Source organism: Streptomyces sp. WMMB 714, assembly GCF_900090125.1.
In the GTDB taxonomy this organism is placed as follows: Bacteria; Actinomycetota; Actinomycetes; order Streptomycetales; family Streptomycetaceae; genus Streptomyces; species Streptomyces daqingensis.
Genome location: NZ_FMHJ01000002.1, coordinates 494,460 through 512,996 on the forward strand (window position 1 = coordinate 494,460; position 18,537 = coordinate 512,996).

General features: G+C 72.5%; 15 protein-coding genes. 2 read left to right on the forward strand and 13 right to left on the reverse strand.

All coding sequences use genetic code 11. From position 1 onward, the window contains the following. The first annotated feature begins 113 nt into the window (after positions 1–113). Positions 114–1,034: an alpha/beta hydrolase gene (locus H181DRAFT_RS04950; protein WP_045862925.1), complete on the forward strand. Its 921-nt coding sequence runs from the start codon at positions 114–116 to the stop codon at positions 1,032–1,034. Positions 1,035–1,131: 97 nt separating this feature from the next. Here the strand turns inward: H181DRAFT_RS04950 and H181DRAFT_RS04955 are convergent, their stop codons facing one another. Continuing rightward, the gene (locus tag H181DRAFT_RS04955) at positions 1,132–2,052 is read right to left on the reverse strand and encodes a class I SAM-dependent methyltransferase (protein WP_045862926.1); all 921 of its coding nucleotides are present in this window, start codon (positions 2,050–2,052) and stop codon (positions 1,132–1,134) included. A 190-nt stretch (positions 2,053–2,242) separates the two neighbouring features. Continuing rightward, positions 2,243–3,184 carry a LysR family transcriptional regulator gene (locus tag H181DRAFT_RS04960; protein WP_045862927.1) on the reverse strand — a complete coding sequence of 314 codons (942 nt, stop codon included), beginning with the start codon at positions 3,182–3,184 and terminating at the stop codon, positions 2,243–2,245. A 92-nt stretch (positions 3,185–3,276) separates the two neighbouring features. Here H181DRAFT_RS04960 and H181DRAFT_RS04965 point away from each other — a divergent pair, with 92 nt between their 5' ends. Continuing rightward, positions 3,277–4,584, forward strand: a complete 1,308-nt coding sequence (locus H181DRAFT_RS04965) for an MFS transporter (protein ID WP_045862928.1) — start codon at positions 3,277–3,279, stop codon at positions 4,582–4,584. A 39-nt stretch (positions 4,585–4,623) separates the two neighbouring features. Here H181DRAFT_RS04965 and H181DRAFT_RS04970 read toward each other — a convergent pair whose 3' ends face one another. The 11 genes from H181DRAFT_RS04970 to H181DRAFT_RS05020 form a co-directional block, all read right to left on the reverse strand. Then, positions 4,624–5,214, reverse strand: coding sequence for a Uma2 family endonuclease (locus H181DRAFT_RS04970; RefSeq protein ID WP_045862929.1), 591 nt, complete (start codon positions 5,212–5,214; stop codon positions 4,624–4,626). Between the two features lie 104 nt (positions 5,215–5,318). After that, the gene (locus tag H181DRAFT_RS04975) at positions 5,319–6,596 is read right to left on the reverse strand and encodes a thymidine phosphorylase (protein WP_045863102.1); all 1,278 of its coding nucleotides are present in this window, start codon (positions 6,594–6,596) and stop codon (positions 5,319–5,321) included. Between the two features lie 162 nt (positions 6,597–6,758). Continuing rightward, positions 6,759–7,172, reverse strand: a complete 414-nt coding sequence (locus H181DRAFT_RS04980) for a cytidine deaminase (protein ID WP_045862930.1) — start codon at positions 7,170–7,172, stop codon at positions 6,759–6,761. Further along, the gene (locus H181DRAFT_RS04985) at positions 7,169–8,512 is read right to left on the reverse strand and encodes an ABC transporter permease (RefSeq protein ID WP_078895490.1); all 1,344 of its coding nucleotides are present in this window, start codon (positions 8,510–8,512) and stop codon (positions 7,169–7,171) included. Before H181DRAFT_RS04985 ends, H181DRAFT_RS04980 begins: the two co-directional genes overlap by 4 nt. Beyond that, positions 8,509–9,618, reverse strand: coding sequence for an ABC transporter permease (locus tag H181DRAFT_RS04990; protein WP_045862931.1), 1,110 nt, complete (start codon positions 9,616–9,618; stop codon positions 8,509–8,511). The genes H181DRAFT_RS04985 and H181DRAFT_RS04990 overlap by 4 nt, the downstream gene beginning before the upstream one ends. After that, on the reverse strand, positions 9,615–11,273 hold the full coding sequence (locus H181DRAFT_RS04995) for an ATP-binding cassette domain-containing protein (RefSeq protein ID WP_368073252.1): 1,659 nt from the start codon (positions 11,271–11,273) through the stop codon (positions 9,615–9,617). Before H181DRAFT_RS04995 ends, H181DRAFT_RS04990 begins: the two co-directional genes overlap by 4 nt. Positions 11,274–11,610: 337 nt before the next feature. Beyond that, positions 11,611–12,648 (reverse strand): BMP family lipoprotein, encoded by a 1,038-nt coding sequence (locus H181DRAFT_RS05000; protein ID WP_045862933.1) that lies wholly within the window; start codon positions 12,646–12,648, stop codon positions 11,611–11,613. Positions 12,649–13,047: 399 nt separating this feature from the next. After that, on the reverse strand, positions 13,048–14,343 hold the full coding sequence (locus H181DRAFT_RS05005) for an amidohydrolase (RefSeq protein WP_045862934.1): 1,296 nt from the start codon (positions 14,341–14,343) through the stop codon (positions 13,048–13,050). Between the two features lie 96 nt (positions 14,344–14,439). Then, positions 14,440–15,822, reverse strand: a complete 1,383-nt coding sequence (locus H181DRAFT_RS05010; protein WP_045863104.1) for a hypothetical protein — start codon at positions 15,820–15,822, stop codon at positions 14,440–14,442. A 197-nt stretch (positions 15,823–16,019) separates the two neighbouring features. Further along, a complete protein-coding gene (locus H181DRAFT_RS05015; protein ID WP_045862935.1) occupies positions 16,020–16,961 on the reverse strand; it encodes an N-acetylneuraminate synthase family protein in 942 nt (313 codons plus the stop codon). 134 nt (positions 16,962–17,095) lie between these two features. After that, positions 17,096–18,382 (reverse strand): acylneuraminate cytidylyltransferase, encoded by a 1,287-nt coding sequence (locus H181DRAFT_RS05020; RefSeq protein WP_045862936.1) that lies wholly within the window; start codon positions 18,380–18,382, stop codon positions 17,096–17,098. Positions 18,383–18,537: the final 155 nt, after the last annotated feature.

Consider the following 18,537-nt stretch of genomic DNA (forward strand, 5'->3'; position numbering starts at 1 on the left):
TTCGATACCCAATGGTGATCCAGTAGCGCCGTTCGTCCACTCGCGCTTCTGCCATCGTCTTCCCCATGGCTCAGCAAGCTTTGCCCGAGCGGGAGGCCCGACTGGGGCGGGCGATGGGCGCGGACGAGGACGGCACGGCGCCGCACGCCGTGGTGGTGCTGCTGCCCGGGAGCGGGCTACCTCGCAGCACCCGGCGGCCGTCGGCGTTCGCCGCGGCGGCGTTACGGCCTTTCGCGCGGCGGCTGGTACGCGCCGCACAGCAGGGCGAGCCGGACTCCTCCCTGGTGGTCCACACCCTGCACTACCGCTACCGCGGCTGGAACGGGCAGGCGGCGCACCCCGCGCACGACGCGGAATGGGCCGTCGCCGAAGTGGTGCGCCGCTACGGGGACGTTCCCGTCTGCCTGGCCGGTTTCGACGTCGGCGCGCGTGCGGCGCTGCGGGCCGCCGGACACCCGACGGTGGAGTCCGTGCTGGCCGTCTCCCCCTGGCTGCCGGAGACGGAGGACGGACCGCCCGGCGGGACGAAGGAGCCCGGAGTCCGGACGGCGCCCTGCGGTACCGGTGCCGAGAGTCCCGTCGGGGAGGCGGGGCCCGCCGGCCAGGGGGCCGCGGAGCGGCCCGGGAACGTCGCGGCGGACGGCGCCGGCGCGGAGCCGGACGGCCCACCGCTCGGCCCCCGGACCACGGACCGGGCCGCGTGCGAGTCCGAGCCGGTCAGGCAACTGATCGGCAGGCACGTGCTGATGGTGCACGGCTCGGACGACGAGCACACGGCTCCGGAGCTGTCGTACAGGCTGGCGGAGCGGGCGAAGAAGTCGAACGCGAACGTGTGCCGCTTCGAAGTCCACACGGACGGCCACAGGTTGCGCCACCACCAGGCCGAAGTCGCCGCCCTGGCCGAGAACTTCGTACTCGGCACGCTGTGCGGCAGGGAGTTCGCCCGGCCGCTCGTCGACGCTCTGGCGGCGCCGCCCCCGCTCGGCCTGCGGATGCCGCTCGCCACGGGCTTCGGGCGCAGCCTCCGCCGCTGACGGACCCGGCGGGACAGCCGGAGCGAGCAGCACCGGTCCGTCCGGCAGGTCCCGGCCGCGGCCCGGACCTGCCGTCAGGACGGCCGCGTTGCACGGATCAGGACGCGCGGCCCGTATGGACGGTGGTCGCCGTCAGGTAGAAGGCGTCCGGGCGGTGCATGATCCCGGTCGGGGCCTCCTCGTCGAGCAGGGCGTCCAGGGTGCGCCTGTCCTCGTCGTCCAACTCCTCCTCGAAGGAGGCGCGTTCGCGCGACAGCTTCGCGTGCAGATGGCTGCGGGCGGCCTTGCCGAGCGGGGCGGGCAGCTCCGTGAGGAAGCTGCGGGTGCCCGCGGGGGTGAGACCGGCGCGGGCCAGCATCGCGGGCCAGTCCTCGACGCTCCGCGTGTGGTCCGGCAGATCGGCGCGCATCGCACTGAACCAGTCCTCGGTCAGCGCCTCCAGGCGTGCCGGCAGTCCCGGGCGTCCGAAGCCGAGGTCCCGGGGCAGGTAGCGCGGTGCGAGCCCGCGCTCGACGACGGCCAGCAGCCCGCCGGGGCGCAGGGAGGCCGCCAGCGCGTCCAGCGCCGCCTGCTGGTCGCCGATGTGGTGCACGACGTGGCTGGTCCAGATGACGTCCGCACTGCCCAACCGGCCGAAGTCCTCGGGAAGTTGCGCCTCCAGCGTCGTCACGCGGCTGCCCACGCCCTCGTGTTCGGCGCGGACGCGCGCCCGCTCCAGCAGGGCCGGGGTGCCGTCCACGGCGACGACCTCCGCCTGCGGGAACTCACGGGCGAGCAGCGCCGTGTAGACGCCGGGGCCGCTGCCCACGTCCAGCAGCCGCCGGGCGATCTCGGGCCCGCACCCGCCCTCCAGCAGCAGGCCGCGCAGCCAGGCCGCGGCCTCCTCGGCGAAGGGGATGCGCATCTCCCCTTCCTGCTCGATGTAGTCGGCCATCGCCTCCCAGTCGATGTCCTCCTCGCCGTGTCCGTGCCCCTCGGCGTGCCCGTGCCCGTGCCCTGCGTGTGTCCCGGTTCCCACGTCGTCCTCCTCGTCGCTGCGGCTCCGTTCGGCTGCACTGTTGCGGAGGGTGCGGCGTGCCGCCCGTCGGTGACAACTCGTGTTGCCGTTTCCGGGAAATAGAGCGATGAGATGACGGCCCCGGCCCCGTGACGGAGCCGGACCTCGGCCCCGCCGCTCGGGCCCCCGGCCACGGGACGCCAGGGCCGCCTCAGCCCGAGAGCAGCCGGCCCCGCCGGCTCAGCAGGAAGTCCCTGAACGCCGCGACCGGGGGCGTGTCCGGCCGCCCCGCGGCCCAGGCGAGCCCGATCTCGCGGACGGCACGCGGTGCCGAGACGGCCAGCTCCCGCACCCCCGGACGCGGGACCGCCGGCGGCGGAAGCAGGGCGACGCCCAGGCCCGCCGCGACGAGACCCCGGATCGTCTCCGCCTCCTCCCCCTCGAAGGCGACCCGGGGCGTGAACCCGGCCTGCGCGCACAGGGTTTCGAGGATGCGCCGCATCCCGTACCCCTTCTCCAGGGTCACGAAGTGCTCGTCGGCCGCCTCGGCGAGCCGGATGCGGCGCCGCGAGGCCAGCGGATGGTCCTCCGGTACGACCAGGCGCAGCCGCTGCTCGTCCAGGCGGCGGGCGACGAGGTCGGGGGCGTCGGGGACGGGCGAGGTGAGGCACAGGTCGAGGTCGCCCGCGCGCAGCCGCTCCAGCATGGCCTCGCCGTAGTTCTGGACGAGAGCGAACCGCACTCCCGGATGGTCGGCGCGGAAGGCCCGGATGAGGCCGGGGACGGTCTCCCAGCCGAGCGTGTGCAGGAACCCGAAGGCGACCTTGCCCTTCGACGGGTCGGCGTCGGCCCGTACCGACTCCGCCGCCTGCTCGACTGCGGCGAGCGCCCGCTCCGCGGACGCCAGGAAGGTCCGGCCCGCGGGCGTGAGGGCGAGCGCGCGGCCGCGGCGGGCGAACAACGCGACGCCGAGGTCGCTCTCCAGGCGGGCGATGCCGCGGCTCAACGTGGACTGCGGTACGCCGAGTTCGGCCGCCGCCCGGGTCAGGTGCTCGTGCCGTGCCACGGCGGCGAACTGCGCCAGGCGCGGGGTGAGATGCGCACCCCAGTCGGATGTGACCGGGATGTCTTTCTCGTTACGTGCTGGTGACATGTCCCGTCCTAGCTGCTGTGATGCATGAGGGGAACGATTATCGCCGTTCTGTGCATTGGACGCATCAACGCCCCCGTACGTAGCTTCGAAGCATGCCCACTGCCGATACCGGGGCGCTCACCAGGGTGAGCGCCTCCTCCGAGACCGCCGCGGCCACCCCCGCACCGGTCACCCACGACCCCGACGCGACGAAACTCAGCCCCGGAGACCCCGGGCACAGCCGCATGCGCCTCGCCCTCTTCGCCGCCGGCCTGGCCACCTTCGCGCTGCTGTACTCCACGCAGGCGCTGCTCCCCGAGATCTCCCGCGACCTGCACGCCGACCCCGGCCTCGCGAGCTGGACGGTCTCGGGCGCGACCATCGGCCTCGCCGTGGCGGTGCTCCCCCTCGCCGCGCTGTCGGAACGGTTCGGGCGCCGCCGCCTGCTGACGATCTCGATGGCCGTGGCCGTCGCGCTCGCGCTGGTGATCCCCTTCGCGCCGGACCTCGGCACCCTGATCGCGCTCCGCACGCTCCAGGGCGCCGCCGTCGCGGGCGTCCCCGCGTCCGCGATGGCCTTCCTCTCCGACGAGGTGCGCGGAAAGTACCTCGTCGGCGCGACGGGGCTCTTCGTGGCGGGCAACAGCGTGGGCGGCATGAGCGGCCGCGTCCTCAGCGGCTGGGTGACGGAGGCGTGGGGCTGGCGCGCGGGTCTGGCGTCGGTGGCACTCGCCTCGCTGCTGTGCGCGGTGGCGTTCCTGCTGCTCGTCCCGGAGGCCCGGCACTTCCGCCCCTCGCCCCTGAACGCGCGGGGTCTCGCCCGTACGGTCTCGGCGCATCTGCGCAACCCGCTGCTCGTGCGGCTCTACGCCATCGGCATGCTGTTCATGATCGTCTTCGGCGCGGTCTACACGGTGATCGGCTACCGGCTCGTCGCGGGACCCTTCGGGCTCTCGCAGGGCCTCGTCGGCTCGGTCTTCGTCATCTACCTGGTGGGGACGGCCACTTCGGCCGCCGCGGGCAGGATGAACGCCCGGCTGGGACGGCGCGGCATGCTGTACGTCGGCATCGGCACGGCCTCGACGGGCCTGCTGCTGAGTCTGGCGGACAACCTGGGTGCGGTGGCCGCGGGGCTCGTCCTGATCACCGCGGGGTTCTTCGCCGGGCACGCCGTCGCGTCCGGCTCGGTCAGCCACACCGCGACCGAGGGACGCGCCCAGGCGTCGGCGCTCTACCAGATGGCGTACTACACGGGCAGCTCGCTGGGCGGGGCACTCGGCGCGATCGCGTTCGCCGCGGGCGGCTGGAGCGCAACCGTCGCACTGACCCTGACCGCGATGGTGCTGGCGGGCGCGGTGACGCTCTACGGTTCGCGGGCAGCCGCCGTACAGCGCCGCCGCCCGGTCGCCGCGCGGGCCTGACCCGGGCCTCGTCCGGTCGGGGCCGACCGGGCCCGGCCGTCAGTCCAGCGGGAAGTCCGCCGTCTCCAGGGTGAGTTCGAAGGGGGCCGGAAGACGGACGTCCTCGCCGGCCTTCACCGCCGTGTGGACGCGGTAGACGTCGCCCGTCGGCTCCCCGTACACGGTGACGGTCGGACCGGCCGGGGCGTGCCCGTCCACCAGCAGGTAGAGCGGGACGCCGGCCTGGGCGTAGCCCGCGGGCTTGCTGATGCGGTCGTGCCCCGCGTTGGAGGGCGAGGTGATCTCGACGATCAGCTCGGCCGCGGCGGCGGGGATGTAGTTGCCGGGTTCGCTGAGAACAGCCCTGGGAGCCACCACCAGGTCCGGGATGTAGAGGCCGCTCCGCGACGGGACGGCTACCCCCAGCGTCTGGTAGATGCCCCAGTCCTCCGGAATGACTGTGTAGAGACGGCGCTGGACCAGGTCGGCGATGCTGTTGTGGTTGTTGGCGGGTGGCGGCGACACGGTGACGATCCCCTCGATGATCTCCACCCTGCTGCCCTCGGGCCCGTCGGTCCGGTCCCAGATCCGGACCAGATCGTCCCAGTCCCGGCCGTCAGCCGGGCCGTGGTCGACGGTGAGTGCGCTCATGGCGGTCTCCTTCTCGGTACGTCACCGACTCCAGCATGCCCAAGAGCTCCGCCACGGCGCTACGGACAAGCCGTCACCCGAAAGGGGTTGCGAGGCCAGCGGGGTCACACCACTCGTTCCAGCACGATCGGGGTGACCGCGAACTCCGTGCCCTGCGGGGCGATGTCGTACGCCCCCTCCAGCGCCTGCAGCGCGTAGGCGAACCTCTCCGGGGTGTCCGTGTGCAGCGTCATCAGCGGGCGGCCCGCCGTGACCGGGTCGCCGGGCTTGGCGTGCATCTCGATGCCCGCCCCCGCCTGCACGGGGTCCTCCTTGCGGGCCCGGCCCGCGCCGAGCCGCCAGGCCGCGAGGCCCACGGCGTAGGCGTCGAGCCTGGTGACGATTCCCGACGCGGGCACCGTGACGGTGTGCTGCTCGCGGGCGGTGGGCAGCTCCGCGTCGGGGTCGCCGCCCTGCGCGGTGATCATCCGCCGCCAGTGGTCCATGGCGCGGCCGTCGGCCAGGGCCTTCGCCGGATCCGCGTCGGGGAAGCCGGCGGCCGTGAGCATCTCCCTCGCCAGGGAGAGCGTCAGCTCGACGACGTCCGCGGGGCCGCCGCCCGCCAGCACCTCGACCGACTCGCGGACCTCCAGGGCGTTGCCCGCCGTGCCTCCCAGCGGGGTGGCCATGTCGGTGATCAGCGCGCGGGTGCGCACGCCGTGGTCGTTGCCCAGCCCGACCATGGTGGAGGCCAGCTCGCGGGCGTCGTCCAGCGACTTCATGAAAGCGCCCGATCCGACCTTCACGTCGAGGACCAGCGAGCCCGTGCCCTCCGCGATCTTCTTGCTCATGATGGAGCTGGCGATCAGCGGGATCGACTCGACGGTCCCGGTGACGTCGCGCAGCGCGTACAGCTTCCGGTCGGCGGGGGCCAGCCCGTCCCCGGCGGCGCAGATGACGGCCCCGGTGTCGCGGAGCACGCCGAGCATCTCCTCGTTGCTGAGCGCCGCCCGCCACCCCGGGATCGACTCCAGCTTGTCGAGGGTGCCGCCGGTGTGGCCGAGTCCGCGGCCGGAGAGCTGCGGTACGGCCGCGCCGCAGGCGGCGACGAGCGGGGCGAGCGGCAGGGTGATCTTGTCGCCGACGCCGCCCGTCGAGTGCTTGTCGGCCGTGGGCATGCTGAGGGAGGTGAAGTCCATCCGCTCGCCGGAGGCGATCATCGCCCCGGTCCAGCGGGCGATCTCGTCCCGCGACATGCCGTTGAGCAGGATCGCCATCGCGAGCGCCGACATCTGCTCGTCGGCGACCTCGCCACGCGTGTACGCGTCGATCACCCAGTCGATCTGCTCGCTGCTGAGCGTTCCGCGGTCGCGCTTCGTACGGATGACGGAGATGACGTCCATGGACATATAGCGGGAGTCTCCTTCACGCGGGGGCGGGAAACCGGACGGGGGCGAATGTCACGGACGTGGGCGTGGCGGGCGTCCGTTGCGAAAGGGATGGGGGAGGCGAGCCCGCGGGCCGGCCGGATCCCTGGGTGGGGCGGCCGGCCCGCGGGCGTCGCGTCAGCGTTTCAGATCGGAGGCGCCGAAGGCGCCGGGCAGCAGGTCGGCCAGCGTGCGGATGCCGTCCTCCGTCTCCATGAGGAGCTCCGGGCCGCCGTGCTCCCACAGCAGCTGACGGCACCGCCCGCACGGCATCAGCACGTCCCCGTGCCTGTCGACGCAGGTGAAGGCGGTCAGCCGGCCGCCGCCCGAGGCCATCAGCGACGAGATCAGCCCGCACTCCGCGCAGAGGGCCACGCCGAAGGCGGCGTTCTCCACGTTGCAGCCGGCGACCGTACGGCCGTCGTCGGCCAGAGCCGCCGCCCCGACGGGGAAGCCGGAGTAGGGGGCGTAGGCCCGGGACATCATGTCCCGGGCCGAGGCACGCAGCGCGGCCCAGTCGACGTCCGTACCGCCGGCCGGGTCGTGCGTCATGTGCCCTGCCCCCGGCGGTAGGAGCGTCCGATGGCCTTGGGCGGCCTGAGCCGCTGCGCGGCCAGCGAGAGCACCAGCAGTGTGGTGATGTACGGGCTCATCTCGACGAACTCCAGGGGGACGGTGTCCGTCACCAGATACCACACGAGCAGGCCCGCGGCGGCCACCCCGGAGAGCGCCGCCTGGATCACGCCGCCCTTGCGCAGCTTCCACAGCGCGAGTGCCGCGAGCAGCACCGCCACGAGCAGGAGCAGCGCGTGCACGGTCGGGCCGCCGCCGCGGAGCTGGAGCGCGTCCATGAAGCCGAAGAGACCGGCGCCCATGGCGACGCCGCCGGGCCGCCAGTTGCCGAAGATCATGGTGGCCAGGCCGATGTAGCCGCGGCCGCCGGTCTGCTGGTCCTGGTAGATGTGCACGCCGATCGCCAGGAAGGCGCCGCCCAGGCCCGCGAGCGCGCCGGAGACGACGACGGCCGCGTACTTGTAGCGCAGCACGTTGACCCCGAGGGTCTCCGCGGCGACGGGGCTCTCGCCGCAGGAGCGCAGCCGGAGCCCGAAGGACGAGCGCCACAGCGCGAAGAAGCTGCCCACGAAGAGCCCGACGGCCAGCAGCGCGAGCCACGAGACGTTGCTCACCAGGGCGCCGAGGATGCCCGCCAGGTCGGAGACGAGGAACAGGTGCTGCTTCTCGACGGCCTGAAGTCCGTCGGCCAGGCCGGGCACGCTGAACGTCGGCATGTCCGCCATGGGCGGCGACTGCTTGTCGTTGCCGCCCGCCTGCGCCGCCGCGCTGCCCTCCGCGCCGAACCACAGCTTGGCCAGGAACTGCACGACGCCGAGCGCCAGGATGTTCACCGCGACACCGGAGACGATGTGGTCGACGCCGAACGTCACCGTCGCGACGGCGTGGATGAGCCCGCCGAGCGCGCCGCCGACGATCCCGGCGAGGGCCGCGACCCACGGGCCGTGCTGCCAGCCCATCCAGCCCGCGGCGAAGGCGCCGAGCATCATCATGCCTTCCAGGCCGATGTTGATGACGCCCGCGCGTTCCGACCACAGCCCGCCGAGGCCGGCCAGCCCGATGGGGATGGCGGCGCCCAGCGCGGCCGAGTACTGGCCGCTGGAGGTGACCTCGTTCGAGCCTGTGACGATGCGCAGCAGGGAGAGCGTGACGAGCCCGACCGCGATGATCAGCAGGACCACCGGATAGGACAGCTTCCGGCCGCCGGTGAGCTTCTTCTTCAGCGAGGGGCCGTCGCTCTTCCCGCCGCCCCGGCCGCTCCGCTGCTTCTGCGTGCCGGGGGCCGATCCCTCTGCCTCGGCAGTGATGTTCGTGCTCATGCGGACACCTCCGCCTTCTTCTCGCGCTTACGGGCCTGCTTGGCGAGCTGCTCGCCGACTTGACGCTGCTGCATGCGGAGCCCGTAGCGGCGCACCACCTCGTAGGCGATGACGACGCAGAGGACGATGACGCCCTGCATCACGCCGACGATCTCCTGCGCGTACTCCTCGAACTCCAGCTGCGTGCCCGTACGTTCGAGGAAGCCCCAGAGCAGCGCGCCGAGCGCCATGCCGATCGGGTGGTTGCGCCCCAGCAGCGCGATGGCGATGCCGGTGAAGCCGATGCCCGCGGGGAAGTCGGTGCCGTAGTTGAAGGACTTGTTCAGCAGGGTGGGCATTCCGACGAGGCCCGCGACCAGGCCGGAGAGCACCATCGACGTGACGACCATCCGCTTCACGCTGACGCCGCTCGCGGAGGCCGCCGACTCCGAACGCCCCACCGCCCGCAGGTCGAAGCCGAAGCGGGTGCGGCCCAGCACGAACCAGTACGCGGCGCCCGTGACGACGGCGAGGATCAGGGTGCCGTCGATCGGGTCGGGCGTCGTCGGGATCGTGAAGAAGTGGCTGGACGCCGGGATGTCCGGCGTGTGGAAGAGGTTGCCGTCCTTCACGGCCAGCCTGCCGTCCTGCAGGAAGTAGCCGATCGTCGAGGCGGCGATGAAGTTCAGCATGATCGTCGTGACGACCTCGCTGACCCCGCGGTTCGTCTTCAGCAGACCCGCGATCCCCGACCACACGGCGCCCACCGCCATCGCGACCAGGAGGATCAGCGGGATCTGGACGAAGCCGGGAAGGGTGAGCGCCCCGCCGAGGACCGCCGCGCAGAACGCGGCGATGCGGTACTGGCCGTCGACGCCGATGTTGAACAGGTTCATGCGGAAGCCGATGGCCACCGCGACGGCCGCCAGGTAGTACGGGATCGCCTTGTTGATGATCCAGACCTGGCTGTCGCTCTTGATGCCGAAGTCGAGCATCACGTAGAAGGCGTGGAACGGGTCCTTGCCGGTGACGCCGATGACGCCGGAGGTGATGACGAGCGCGGCGACGAGTGCGAGCAGGGGCGCGCCGATCGCCAGGATCACCCGGTCCTTGTCGAACTTCTTCACCGCGCGTCGCCTCCTTCCGGTGCGTCGGAGCCCTCGGAGGCGTCCGCGGACGCCTTCCGGGTCCCGTCGGGTATGGCGTCCTGCCGGGGAACGGCGGCCTCGGCGGCCGGCCGGGGGGCGTCCTGCGCCGCGCCCGCGCCGTCCCCGCCGTGTTCGAGGTGGCCGCTGGCCGCGCCGGTCATGGCGGAGCCCAGCTCCTCGGGGGTGACGGTCGCGGGGTCCGCGTCGGCGACGAGCCGTCCGCGGTACATCACGCGCAGCGTGTCGGACAGGCCGATCAGCTCGTCCAGGTCCGCGGAGATCAGCAGGACCGCCAGGCCCTCACGCCGGGCGTCGCGGATCTGGTCCCAGATCTGCGCCTGCGCGCCGACGTCGACACCGCGGGTGGGGTGCGCGGCGATCAGCAGCTTCGGGTGGTGGCTCATCTCCCGGCCGAAGATCAGCTTCTGCTGGTTGCCGCCGGAGAGCGAGGCGGCCGTGACCTCGATGCCGGGCGTACGCACGTCGTACTCGTGGACGATGCGCTGCGTGTCGTTGCGGGCGCCGCGGAGGTCGAGCAACTGGCCCTTGCTGTTGGGGTGTTCGCTGACATGCCCCAGGATGCGGTTCTCCCAGAGGGTGCCCTCCAGGAGCAGCCCGTGCCGGTGCCGGTCCTCGGGGATGTAGCCGATGCCGCCCTCGCGGCGGGCCCGGGTGGACAGCGCCGTGATGTCCTCGGCGTCGAGCGTGACCGAACCGCTCTCCAGCTCGCGCATCCCCATGACGGCCTCGACGAGTTCGGCCTGCCCGTTGCCCTCGACGCCGGCGACGCCCAGGACCTCGCCCTTGTGGATGGTGAACGTGATGCCGTCCAGCACGGCACGTTCCGCCCCGTCGGTGTCGGTCGCGGTGAGACGCAGGTCCTTCACACGCAGCACGGGCGTCGACGTCACCGTCGACTCGCGGGTCTCCGGCGACGGCAGTTCGCTGCCGACCATGAGCTCGGCCAGCTGCTTCGGCGAGGTCTCCGCGGGCTTCACCGACGCGACGGTCGTGCCGCGCCGGATGACGGTGATGTCGTCGGCGACGGAGAGGACCTCGCCCAGCTTGTGCGAGATGAACAGCACCGTCAGGCCCTCGGCCTTCAGCTCCCGCAGGTTCTCGAAGAGCGCGTCCACCTCCTGCGGCACCAGGACGGCCGTCGGCTCGTCGAGGATGAGGGTCCGCGCGCCCCGGTAGAGGACCTTGAGGATCTCCACGCGCTGCCGGTCGGCGACGCCGAGCTCCTCGACGAGGACGTCCGGGCGTATCCCCAGCCGGTAGGCGTCCGAGAGCTCCATGATCCGGTCGCGGGCGCGGCCGCTGATCCCGTACAGGCCCTCGGCCCCCAGCACGGTGTTCTCCAGCACCGTCAGGTTGTCCGCGAGCATGAAGTGCTGGTGCACCATGCCGATCCCGCGGGCGATGGCGTCACCGGGAGTGGAGAAGGAGACCTGCTCGCCGCCGACGGCGATGGTGCCCTCGTCCGGCTTCTGCATGCCGTAGAGGATCTTCATCAGGGTCGACTTGCCGGCGCCGTTCTCACCGACGAGGGCGTGCACGGTGCCGCGCCGGACGGTGATGTCGATGTCGTGGTTCGCCACGACGCCCGGGAACCGCTTGGTGATGCGGCGCAGTTCGACCGCGGGAGCGGAATCCGTGCCCTTCGCCGGGTCCGCCGCCGCGCCGGCCGCCGGTGGGCTGCTGCTGGACGTTGAAATGACGCACTCTCCTGAAACGCCGCTGCTCGGTGGGGGGTTCGGCGGGCCTCGGACACGCCGGGCCGGCCTCGGAGTCGGTTCCTCGTGCCCGGGCCCGGCGCCGCGGCCGGGCCGTGGGACGTGATCGGGCGCATCCGCAGGCTGCCGCCTGTGAACGCGCCCGGTCACGGACTCCCGGCCGGCCCTCCCGCGGACGGGGGCCGCAGCCGACGGCCGGTCCCCGCCCTCGGACGGGGACCGCCGGCGGTCCTGGTCACTTCTTCGGGGAATCCGCGACCTTGATCTTGCCGTCGACGATCTCCTTCTTGGCCTTGTCGATGTCCTTCTGGATGTCGTCGATGAAGCCGCCGGACGTCGCGAGCGAGACGCCGTCCTCCTTCAGGTCGAAGGAGGTGGTGCCGTCCATCGGCTTGCCGTCCTTGACGCTCTTGACGAGGTCGTAGACCGCGACGTCGACGTTCTTCACGGCCGAAGTGAGGATCGCGTCCTTGTACTTGGCGAGGCCGGGCTGCTGGTACTGGTCGGAGTCGACGCCGATCGCCCAGGTGCCCTTCTTCTTGCTGATGACCTCGATGGAGCCCACGCCCGACTGGCCGGCCGCGGAGTAGATCACGTCGTTGTCCGCGTCGAGCATGCCCTTGGCCTTGGCCTTGGCCGCGGCGGGGTCGTTGAAGCCCTTGGTGTTGGTCGGGTACAGGTACTGCGAAGTGACCTTGACCTTGGGGTCGGTGTCCTTCACGCCCTGCGCGAAGCCGGCCTCGAACTTCTGGATGAGGGCGTTGTTGACGCCGCCGATGAAGCCGACCTTCTTGGTCTTCGTCTTCTTCGCGGCGGCGACGCCCGCCAGGTAGGACGCCTCGTGCTCGGCGAACACCAGGCCGGCGACGTTCTTCTGCTTCGACGGGGAGTCCACGACGCCGAAGGTGGTCTTCGGGAACTTCGCGGCGACCTTGTTGATCGACTTGCCGTAGTCGAAGCCGACGCCGATGACGGGGTTGAAGCCCGCCTCGGCCAGCGAGGTCAGCCGCTGCTCGCGGTCCGCCTCGGTCTCGTCGTTCCCGGCGGTCATCTCCTTGGACTTGACCCCGAGTTCCTTCTCGGCCTTGTCCACGCCGCGGGCCGCAGCCTCGTTGAAGGAGTGGTCGTCACGGCCGCCGACGTCGAAGGCCAGGCCGACACCCTTGTCCTTCTTGCCGGCGGAATCAGTTGAACTCTCACCGCACGCGGTGGCGGTCAGGGCGAGGGCCGCGGTGGTGGTGACCGCGGCAGCAAGCTTGGTTACCCGACGCAAGAGGACGTCCCCTTCGGCTCTTGGAAGCGCCTCTTCCGGCGCTGGTTTCCGGCACACATTAACGCGCGTAGATTTCACGTAAAGACTTGCCGGAATGCTGTTATCGGATCGGTGCCAAGGGGCGCTTCACACCCGCCTCCGGACGGGCTCCTCGCTGCTCAGCGTGTACGCGCACGCGCCCCGTGTGACAGTCGCGGGGGCGTCGACGGCGGGCCTCAGCACGTCCGGCGGGCGGGACGATCGGAAGGCGGCGCGTAGGGCAGGCGGCACGTAGGGCAGGCGGCGCGTGCGGCCCGCGGGAGGTTCGGCGGTGCGGCCCGTCCGCGACGCACCGCACCCGGCGAGATCTGGGCGCCCGGCTGGGGGACCGGGCGCCGGAGCGGGCGGGGGTGCGGCCGGTCAGCGGCCGGCGCGGTGCGGCTCCGGAGTGTCGAGCAGGGCCGCCGCGGTGAAGAGTTCGACGCCGACCTTGATCGCGTGCTCGTCCGCGTCGAAGTCGCCCTGGTGCAGGTCGCGCGCATGACGCTCGCCGGGCGTACGCACGCCGAGCCGCGCCATCGCACCGGGAACGTGCTCCAGGTACCAGCTGAAGTCCTCGCCGCCCAGGCTCTGTTCGGTGTCCTCGACGGCGGGGGTGCCGCGGCGGGCCGTCATCGCCGTGCGCAGCAGTTCGGTGGAGCTCTGCTCGTTGACGACGGGCGGAACGCCACGCACGTAGGTGATCTCGGACTTCGCCCGGTGCAGCGTGGCCGTCTCGTCGATGGCGGCGTGCACCAGGTCCGGTGCCTCACGCCAGGTGTCCAGCTCCAGGCAGCGCAGGGTGCCGGAGAGTTCCGCCCGCTGCGGGATGACGTTGCAGGCGTGACCGGACTCGATGCGCCCCCAGGTGAGGGCGAGCCCGGCGCGGGCGTCCACCCGGCGGGACAGCAGGGCAGGCACCTCGGTGACGAGCTTCGCCGCGGCGGTGACCAGGTCCGTGGTCAGGTGCGGGCGGGCGGTGTGGCCACCGGCTCCGTTGAGAGTGACCTCGACGCGGTCGCAGGCCGAGGTGATCGGACCGGGTCGCAGTCCGATTCGGCCCGCGTCGACGCGGGGGTCGCAGTGGACGGCCAGGATGCGGCCGACGCCGTCGAGGGCGCCGCCGTCGATGGCATCGGTGGCGCCTCCGGGCAGCACCTCCTCGGCGGGCTGGAAGAGGAGCCTCACGGAGCGCGTGAGATGTCCGCCGCGGGCCAGGTCCGCGAGCACGAGCCCGGCGCCGAGCACGGCCGTGGTGTGCACGTCGTGTCCGCAGGCGTGGGCGCGGTCGGGGACGGTCGAGCGGTAGGGCACCGTCTTGGTGTCGGGGATGGGCAGCGCGTCGATGTCCGCGCGAAGGGCCAGCATGGGACGTACGCCGTCCCACCGCTCCGCGAGTCCGGGGTGGACGTCGCAGACGAGGCCGGTGCCCATGGGCAGGATGCGGGGTTGAAGTCCAGCCTTCTCCAAACGTGACTTGATCGCGGCTGTCGTACGGAACTCCTGGTTGCCGAGTTCCGGGTGCATGTGCAGGTCGCGTCTGAACGCGACCAGCTCCTCGCGAAGCTCTTCGGGCAGTCTGCCGGGCAGCTCAGGTACCACACCCAGCAGGGCGGCCTCGACTGCTGCTTCGCCGGTCGGGTCCACCTCCGGCTCGGGGGACAGGACTCTGTTCATATGCGCAGGGTAGGCGCATTCAGGCCACCGCAGACAGCGGATCCCGCAAAGTTCAGCCCCTCAGGCGACCAGAAATCTCGTGAGGCGGAGATTATGTCAGTTTGCGGGTGGGTATAACTGTGCGCTCGCTCTGCCGGCTGGGCCCGCGCCCGGAGAGACGGCGGGACGCGGAGGCGTACGGGCCCCGCCCCCCGGGGCGCTCTCCCCGTGCCCGCCGGAGACGGATGACGAGGCAGAGGGGGCAGAGGGGGCAGAGGCGGAGGGTGCGGCGGAGTCGGAGGGGCCGGAGTCGGAGGGGCCGGATTCGGAGGGGTCTGCGGACGGGGCAGAGGCGGCCGGTCCCAGCCGGCGTACGTGCCGGGCGCTGCCGGTCACCCCCGAGAGGAACCCCTCGGCGCGAGGAGAGGCGCCCGCCGTCAGCCACGTCCGGTCCACGTCGCACACCGCCACCGTGACCGGCGTGCCCGCGAGAGCGAGCGGCAGCGTGTGCACCACGGTCGACGGAAAGCTCAGGATCGTACGGCCGATGGGGCCCCTGCGTGCCACCAGCTCCAGTGGAAGGTCGGGCCGGACGATCTCCAGGCCCGTCACGGCGGCGACCCGGGCGAGCTTCTCGCCGCTCTCGCGCCGGTGGGCGAAGTAGCGGGCGGCCCCGTGCTCGCGCGCCAGCTCGGCGACGCCTTCGAGGTACCGCTCCAGGTCGACGACGCCGGTCTCCACGAGGGACGTCCCGACGAGGTCGGTGCCGCGGGTGAGCCGGGGCGGACCGAATCTGGACCGGGTCCAGGCGAAGTCGTTGGCCCTGACGGTCACGCCCGTCTCACGGAGCCGGCCGGCCGAGGCGTCGACCGGCATGGAGCTGAAGATCTCGACGCTGTGACGCGCTTCCTGGGCGCTTCCCCCGTCCCCGCCGGCCGGCGGGCCGGGCGTGAGACGGGAGCGGGCCCGCCGCGCGAAAGGCGCGAAGAGCACGTCCTGCGCTCCCCTCGCTCCCTTGCGGTGCCAGCGCACCAGGCGCTCCCCCTGGGCGAGTTGGGAGACGAACTCCATCGTCGCCGTGCCGTCGTCGACGACCACGACGCCGCGGGCGGCCGTCAGCGTGAGCATGAGCTGCACATAGCGGGAGAAGGGGTCGCCGACGACGACGCGGCGCGCGCGGCGCAGCTCCCCCGCCAGCGAGCCGACGGTCTTCAGCGGCGCCGCCGGACCGCCGCGGGCCTCCTCCCAGCGCACGGCGATCCCCTCGTCCCGGGCCAGCTCCGCCACGCGGCGGAGCTGGCCGCGAGTCATCGGGTCGCGGGGTGAGAGGACGACGACGGTCAGCCGGAACCCGTCCCCCGCCTCTTCCGGTGCGGGCGCCGGCGTCGGGGCGGCGGGCGGCGGGGAACCCGCGTCCTGATGCGCCCACTCCAGGACGTTGAGCAGCTGGACGGGGCTCTCCACGAAGGCGAGCGTGCCGCCCTGCCCTCTCCGGGGCAGGCCCCGGAGGCGGCGTGGCGCGGCGTCCCGCTTCGCCGCCGTCGCCGCCGCCGCCTTCTCCGCGGCTTTCTCCGCCACCGGTTCGCCGTGCGCCGGCGCGTGCGCGCCCGGACTCGCGTCCAGGTGCACGTCCCGGTGCACGGACTCGGGCAGCTGCCCCTCGGGTGGGCTCACGGCACGGCTCCGTACTCCCCCGGTCAGACGGAGACCGGCTCGCGGCGGACGGACCCGGTCCCGGCTTCCGCCTCGGCGACGACGCCCTTCACGCGGCGGAGCTTCTGCATCGGCTTCAGCTCGCTCTCGTACACCTTCTTGACGCCGTCACCCAGCGACTCCTCGATCGTGCGTATGTCGCGCACCAGCCGCTGGAGGCCGCCCGGTTCGACGGACGCGGCCTGGTCGGAGCCCCACATGGCGCGGTCGAGGGTGATGTGCCGCTCGACGAAGCAGGCGCCGAGCGCCACGGCGGCGAGACTGGTCTGCAGCCCGGTCTCGTGGCCGCTGTAGCCGACCGGGACGTTGGGGAACTCGTTCTGCAGCGTGTGGATCATCCGCAGGTTGAGCTCGGCCGCCTTCGCCGGGTAGGTCGAAGTGGCGTGGCAGAGAACGATGTTCTCGCTGCCCAGCACCTCCACGGCGTGGCGGATCTGCTTCGGCGTCGACATGCCGGTGGAGAGGACCACCGTGCGGCCGGTGGCGCGTACGGCCCGCAGCAGTTCGTCGTCCGTCAGCGAGGCGGAGGCCACCTTGTAGCAGGGGACGCCGAACTTCTCGAGGAACGCGACGGACTCCACGTCCCACGGCGAGGCGAACCAGTCGATGCCGCGCTCGGCGCAGTGCTCGGAGATGGCCCGGTAGCCGTCCTCGTCGAACTCGACGCGGTGCCGGTAGTCGATGTAGGTCATCCGCCCCCAGGGGGTGTCCCGTTCGACGTCCCACTGGTCGCGCGGGGTGCAGACCTCGGGGGTGCGCTTCTGGAACTTCACGGCGTCGCAGCCGGCTTCGGCCGCCGCGTCGATCAGCGCGAAGGCGTTCTCCAGCTCGCCGTTGTGGTTGATGCCGATCTCGCCGGTGACGTACACGGGGTGGCCGGGGCCCACGGTCTTCGTGCCGAGGGTGCGCAGACGGTCGGTGCTCATCTGTCTGTATCTCTTTCTGTTCGGGTTCTCTTCGGGTTCTCTTCGGATCGCTTCGGATCGCGTGGGGTCGCTTGGGGTCGGATTGCGGGTTTCGGTGGACGGGCCGTGCGCGGCCGGTGCCGCGACGGCACGGGTCAGAGGGAGGGTCCGAGCAGCCAGGCGGCGATCTCGCGGATCGCGCCCGCTCCCCCGGGCGCCGTAGTGACGGCTCGCGCCGCCTCGCGTACGGCGTCGTGTGCGTTCCCGACCGCGACGGGCCAGCCGACGAGGCCGAAGCAGGGCAGGTCGTTGGCGTCGTTGCCGGCGTAGAGCACGCGCTCGGGGGCGATGCCCTTCTCCTCGCACCACTGCTTGAGCGCGAGGTCCTTCCGGTCGATGCCGTGCAGCACGGGGACGCCGAGCTTCCTGGCCCGCGCGGCGACGACCGGGTTCGTCTCGGTGGAGAGGATCAGCAGTTCCAGTCCGTCGCGCCGGAGAGCGGCGATGCCGAGGCCGTCGCCGCGGTGCACGGCGACCAGCTCCCGCCCCTCGGAGTCGATCAGCACCCTGTCGTCGGTCTGGGTGCCGTCGAAGTCGAGTACGACCGCGTCCACGTCGTCGCGGGACGGCAGCGCGTGCGGCCGCGCCGCGTCGAGGAGCGGCGCCAGGGCCCGGGCGCGGGCCAGGTCGTGCGGGTCGTCGATCTCCAGGACCCGTGCGGGGTCCGTGCGCACGAGCTCCGTACGCCCGAAGAAGCGGTGCCCGCACCTGCGGAAACCGGCGGCGTCCATGGCGTATGCGGCGCCCGTCTCCAGCAAGTCCTGGGGGCGGTCCTGGCGGCGCGGACGGAAGGCCTTGTCGTGGTTGACGCCCACTCCGCCCGAGGGAGCGGGCGCGGAGGACGGCCGGGCGCGGCCGGCGTCCGCTGCGTCTCCGGCGTCTCCGGACTCGCGCCAGACGAAGCCGTGGAAGGGGGCGACGGTCAGTGCGCTGTCGGCGCCTCCCCCGGCGATCGCGCCCGCCACCCCGTCCACGTCCTCCCGCGTGACGAAGGGGCTGGTGCACTGCACGAGCAGGACCACGTCGGCGGCACGTCCCGAGCGGGCCTCCCATACGTCGACGGCGTGCAGCACGGCCGCCTCGCTGGACGCGGTGTCGCCGGCGATCTCCGCCGGACGCTCGACGACCTGGGCCCCCGCCGCACGCGCCGCCGCGGCGATGCCGGAGTCGTCGGTGGATACGACGACGTCCGTCACGAGCCGTGCCGCCAGGCACTCGCGCGCCGCCCGCGTCACCAGCGGCGCGCCGCCCACCGTGGCGAGGTTCTTGGCCGGGACTCCCTTGGACCCTCCGCGGGCCGGGATGACGGCCACCACGCGAGGAGCAGCTCCGGCCCCGGCGCTGGCCGCCACGGGCGTCCCCTGATCGAACGACTCGGTCATGCCGGCTCCTCGGCGGTGCGGTTCTGGGCTGGTCGGTTCTGGGCCGGTCGGGTACGGGCCGGGCAGTTCTCGGCCGTGGGGTCCTCGGGGGCGCGGTCCTCGGGGGCGCGGCGCTCGGCGCCGGAAGGCGCCGGCGTGCCGGGGAAGGCACCGGA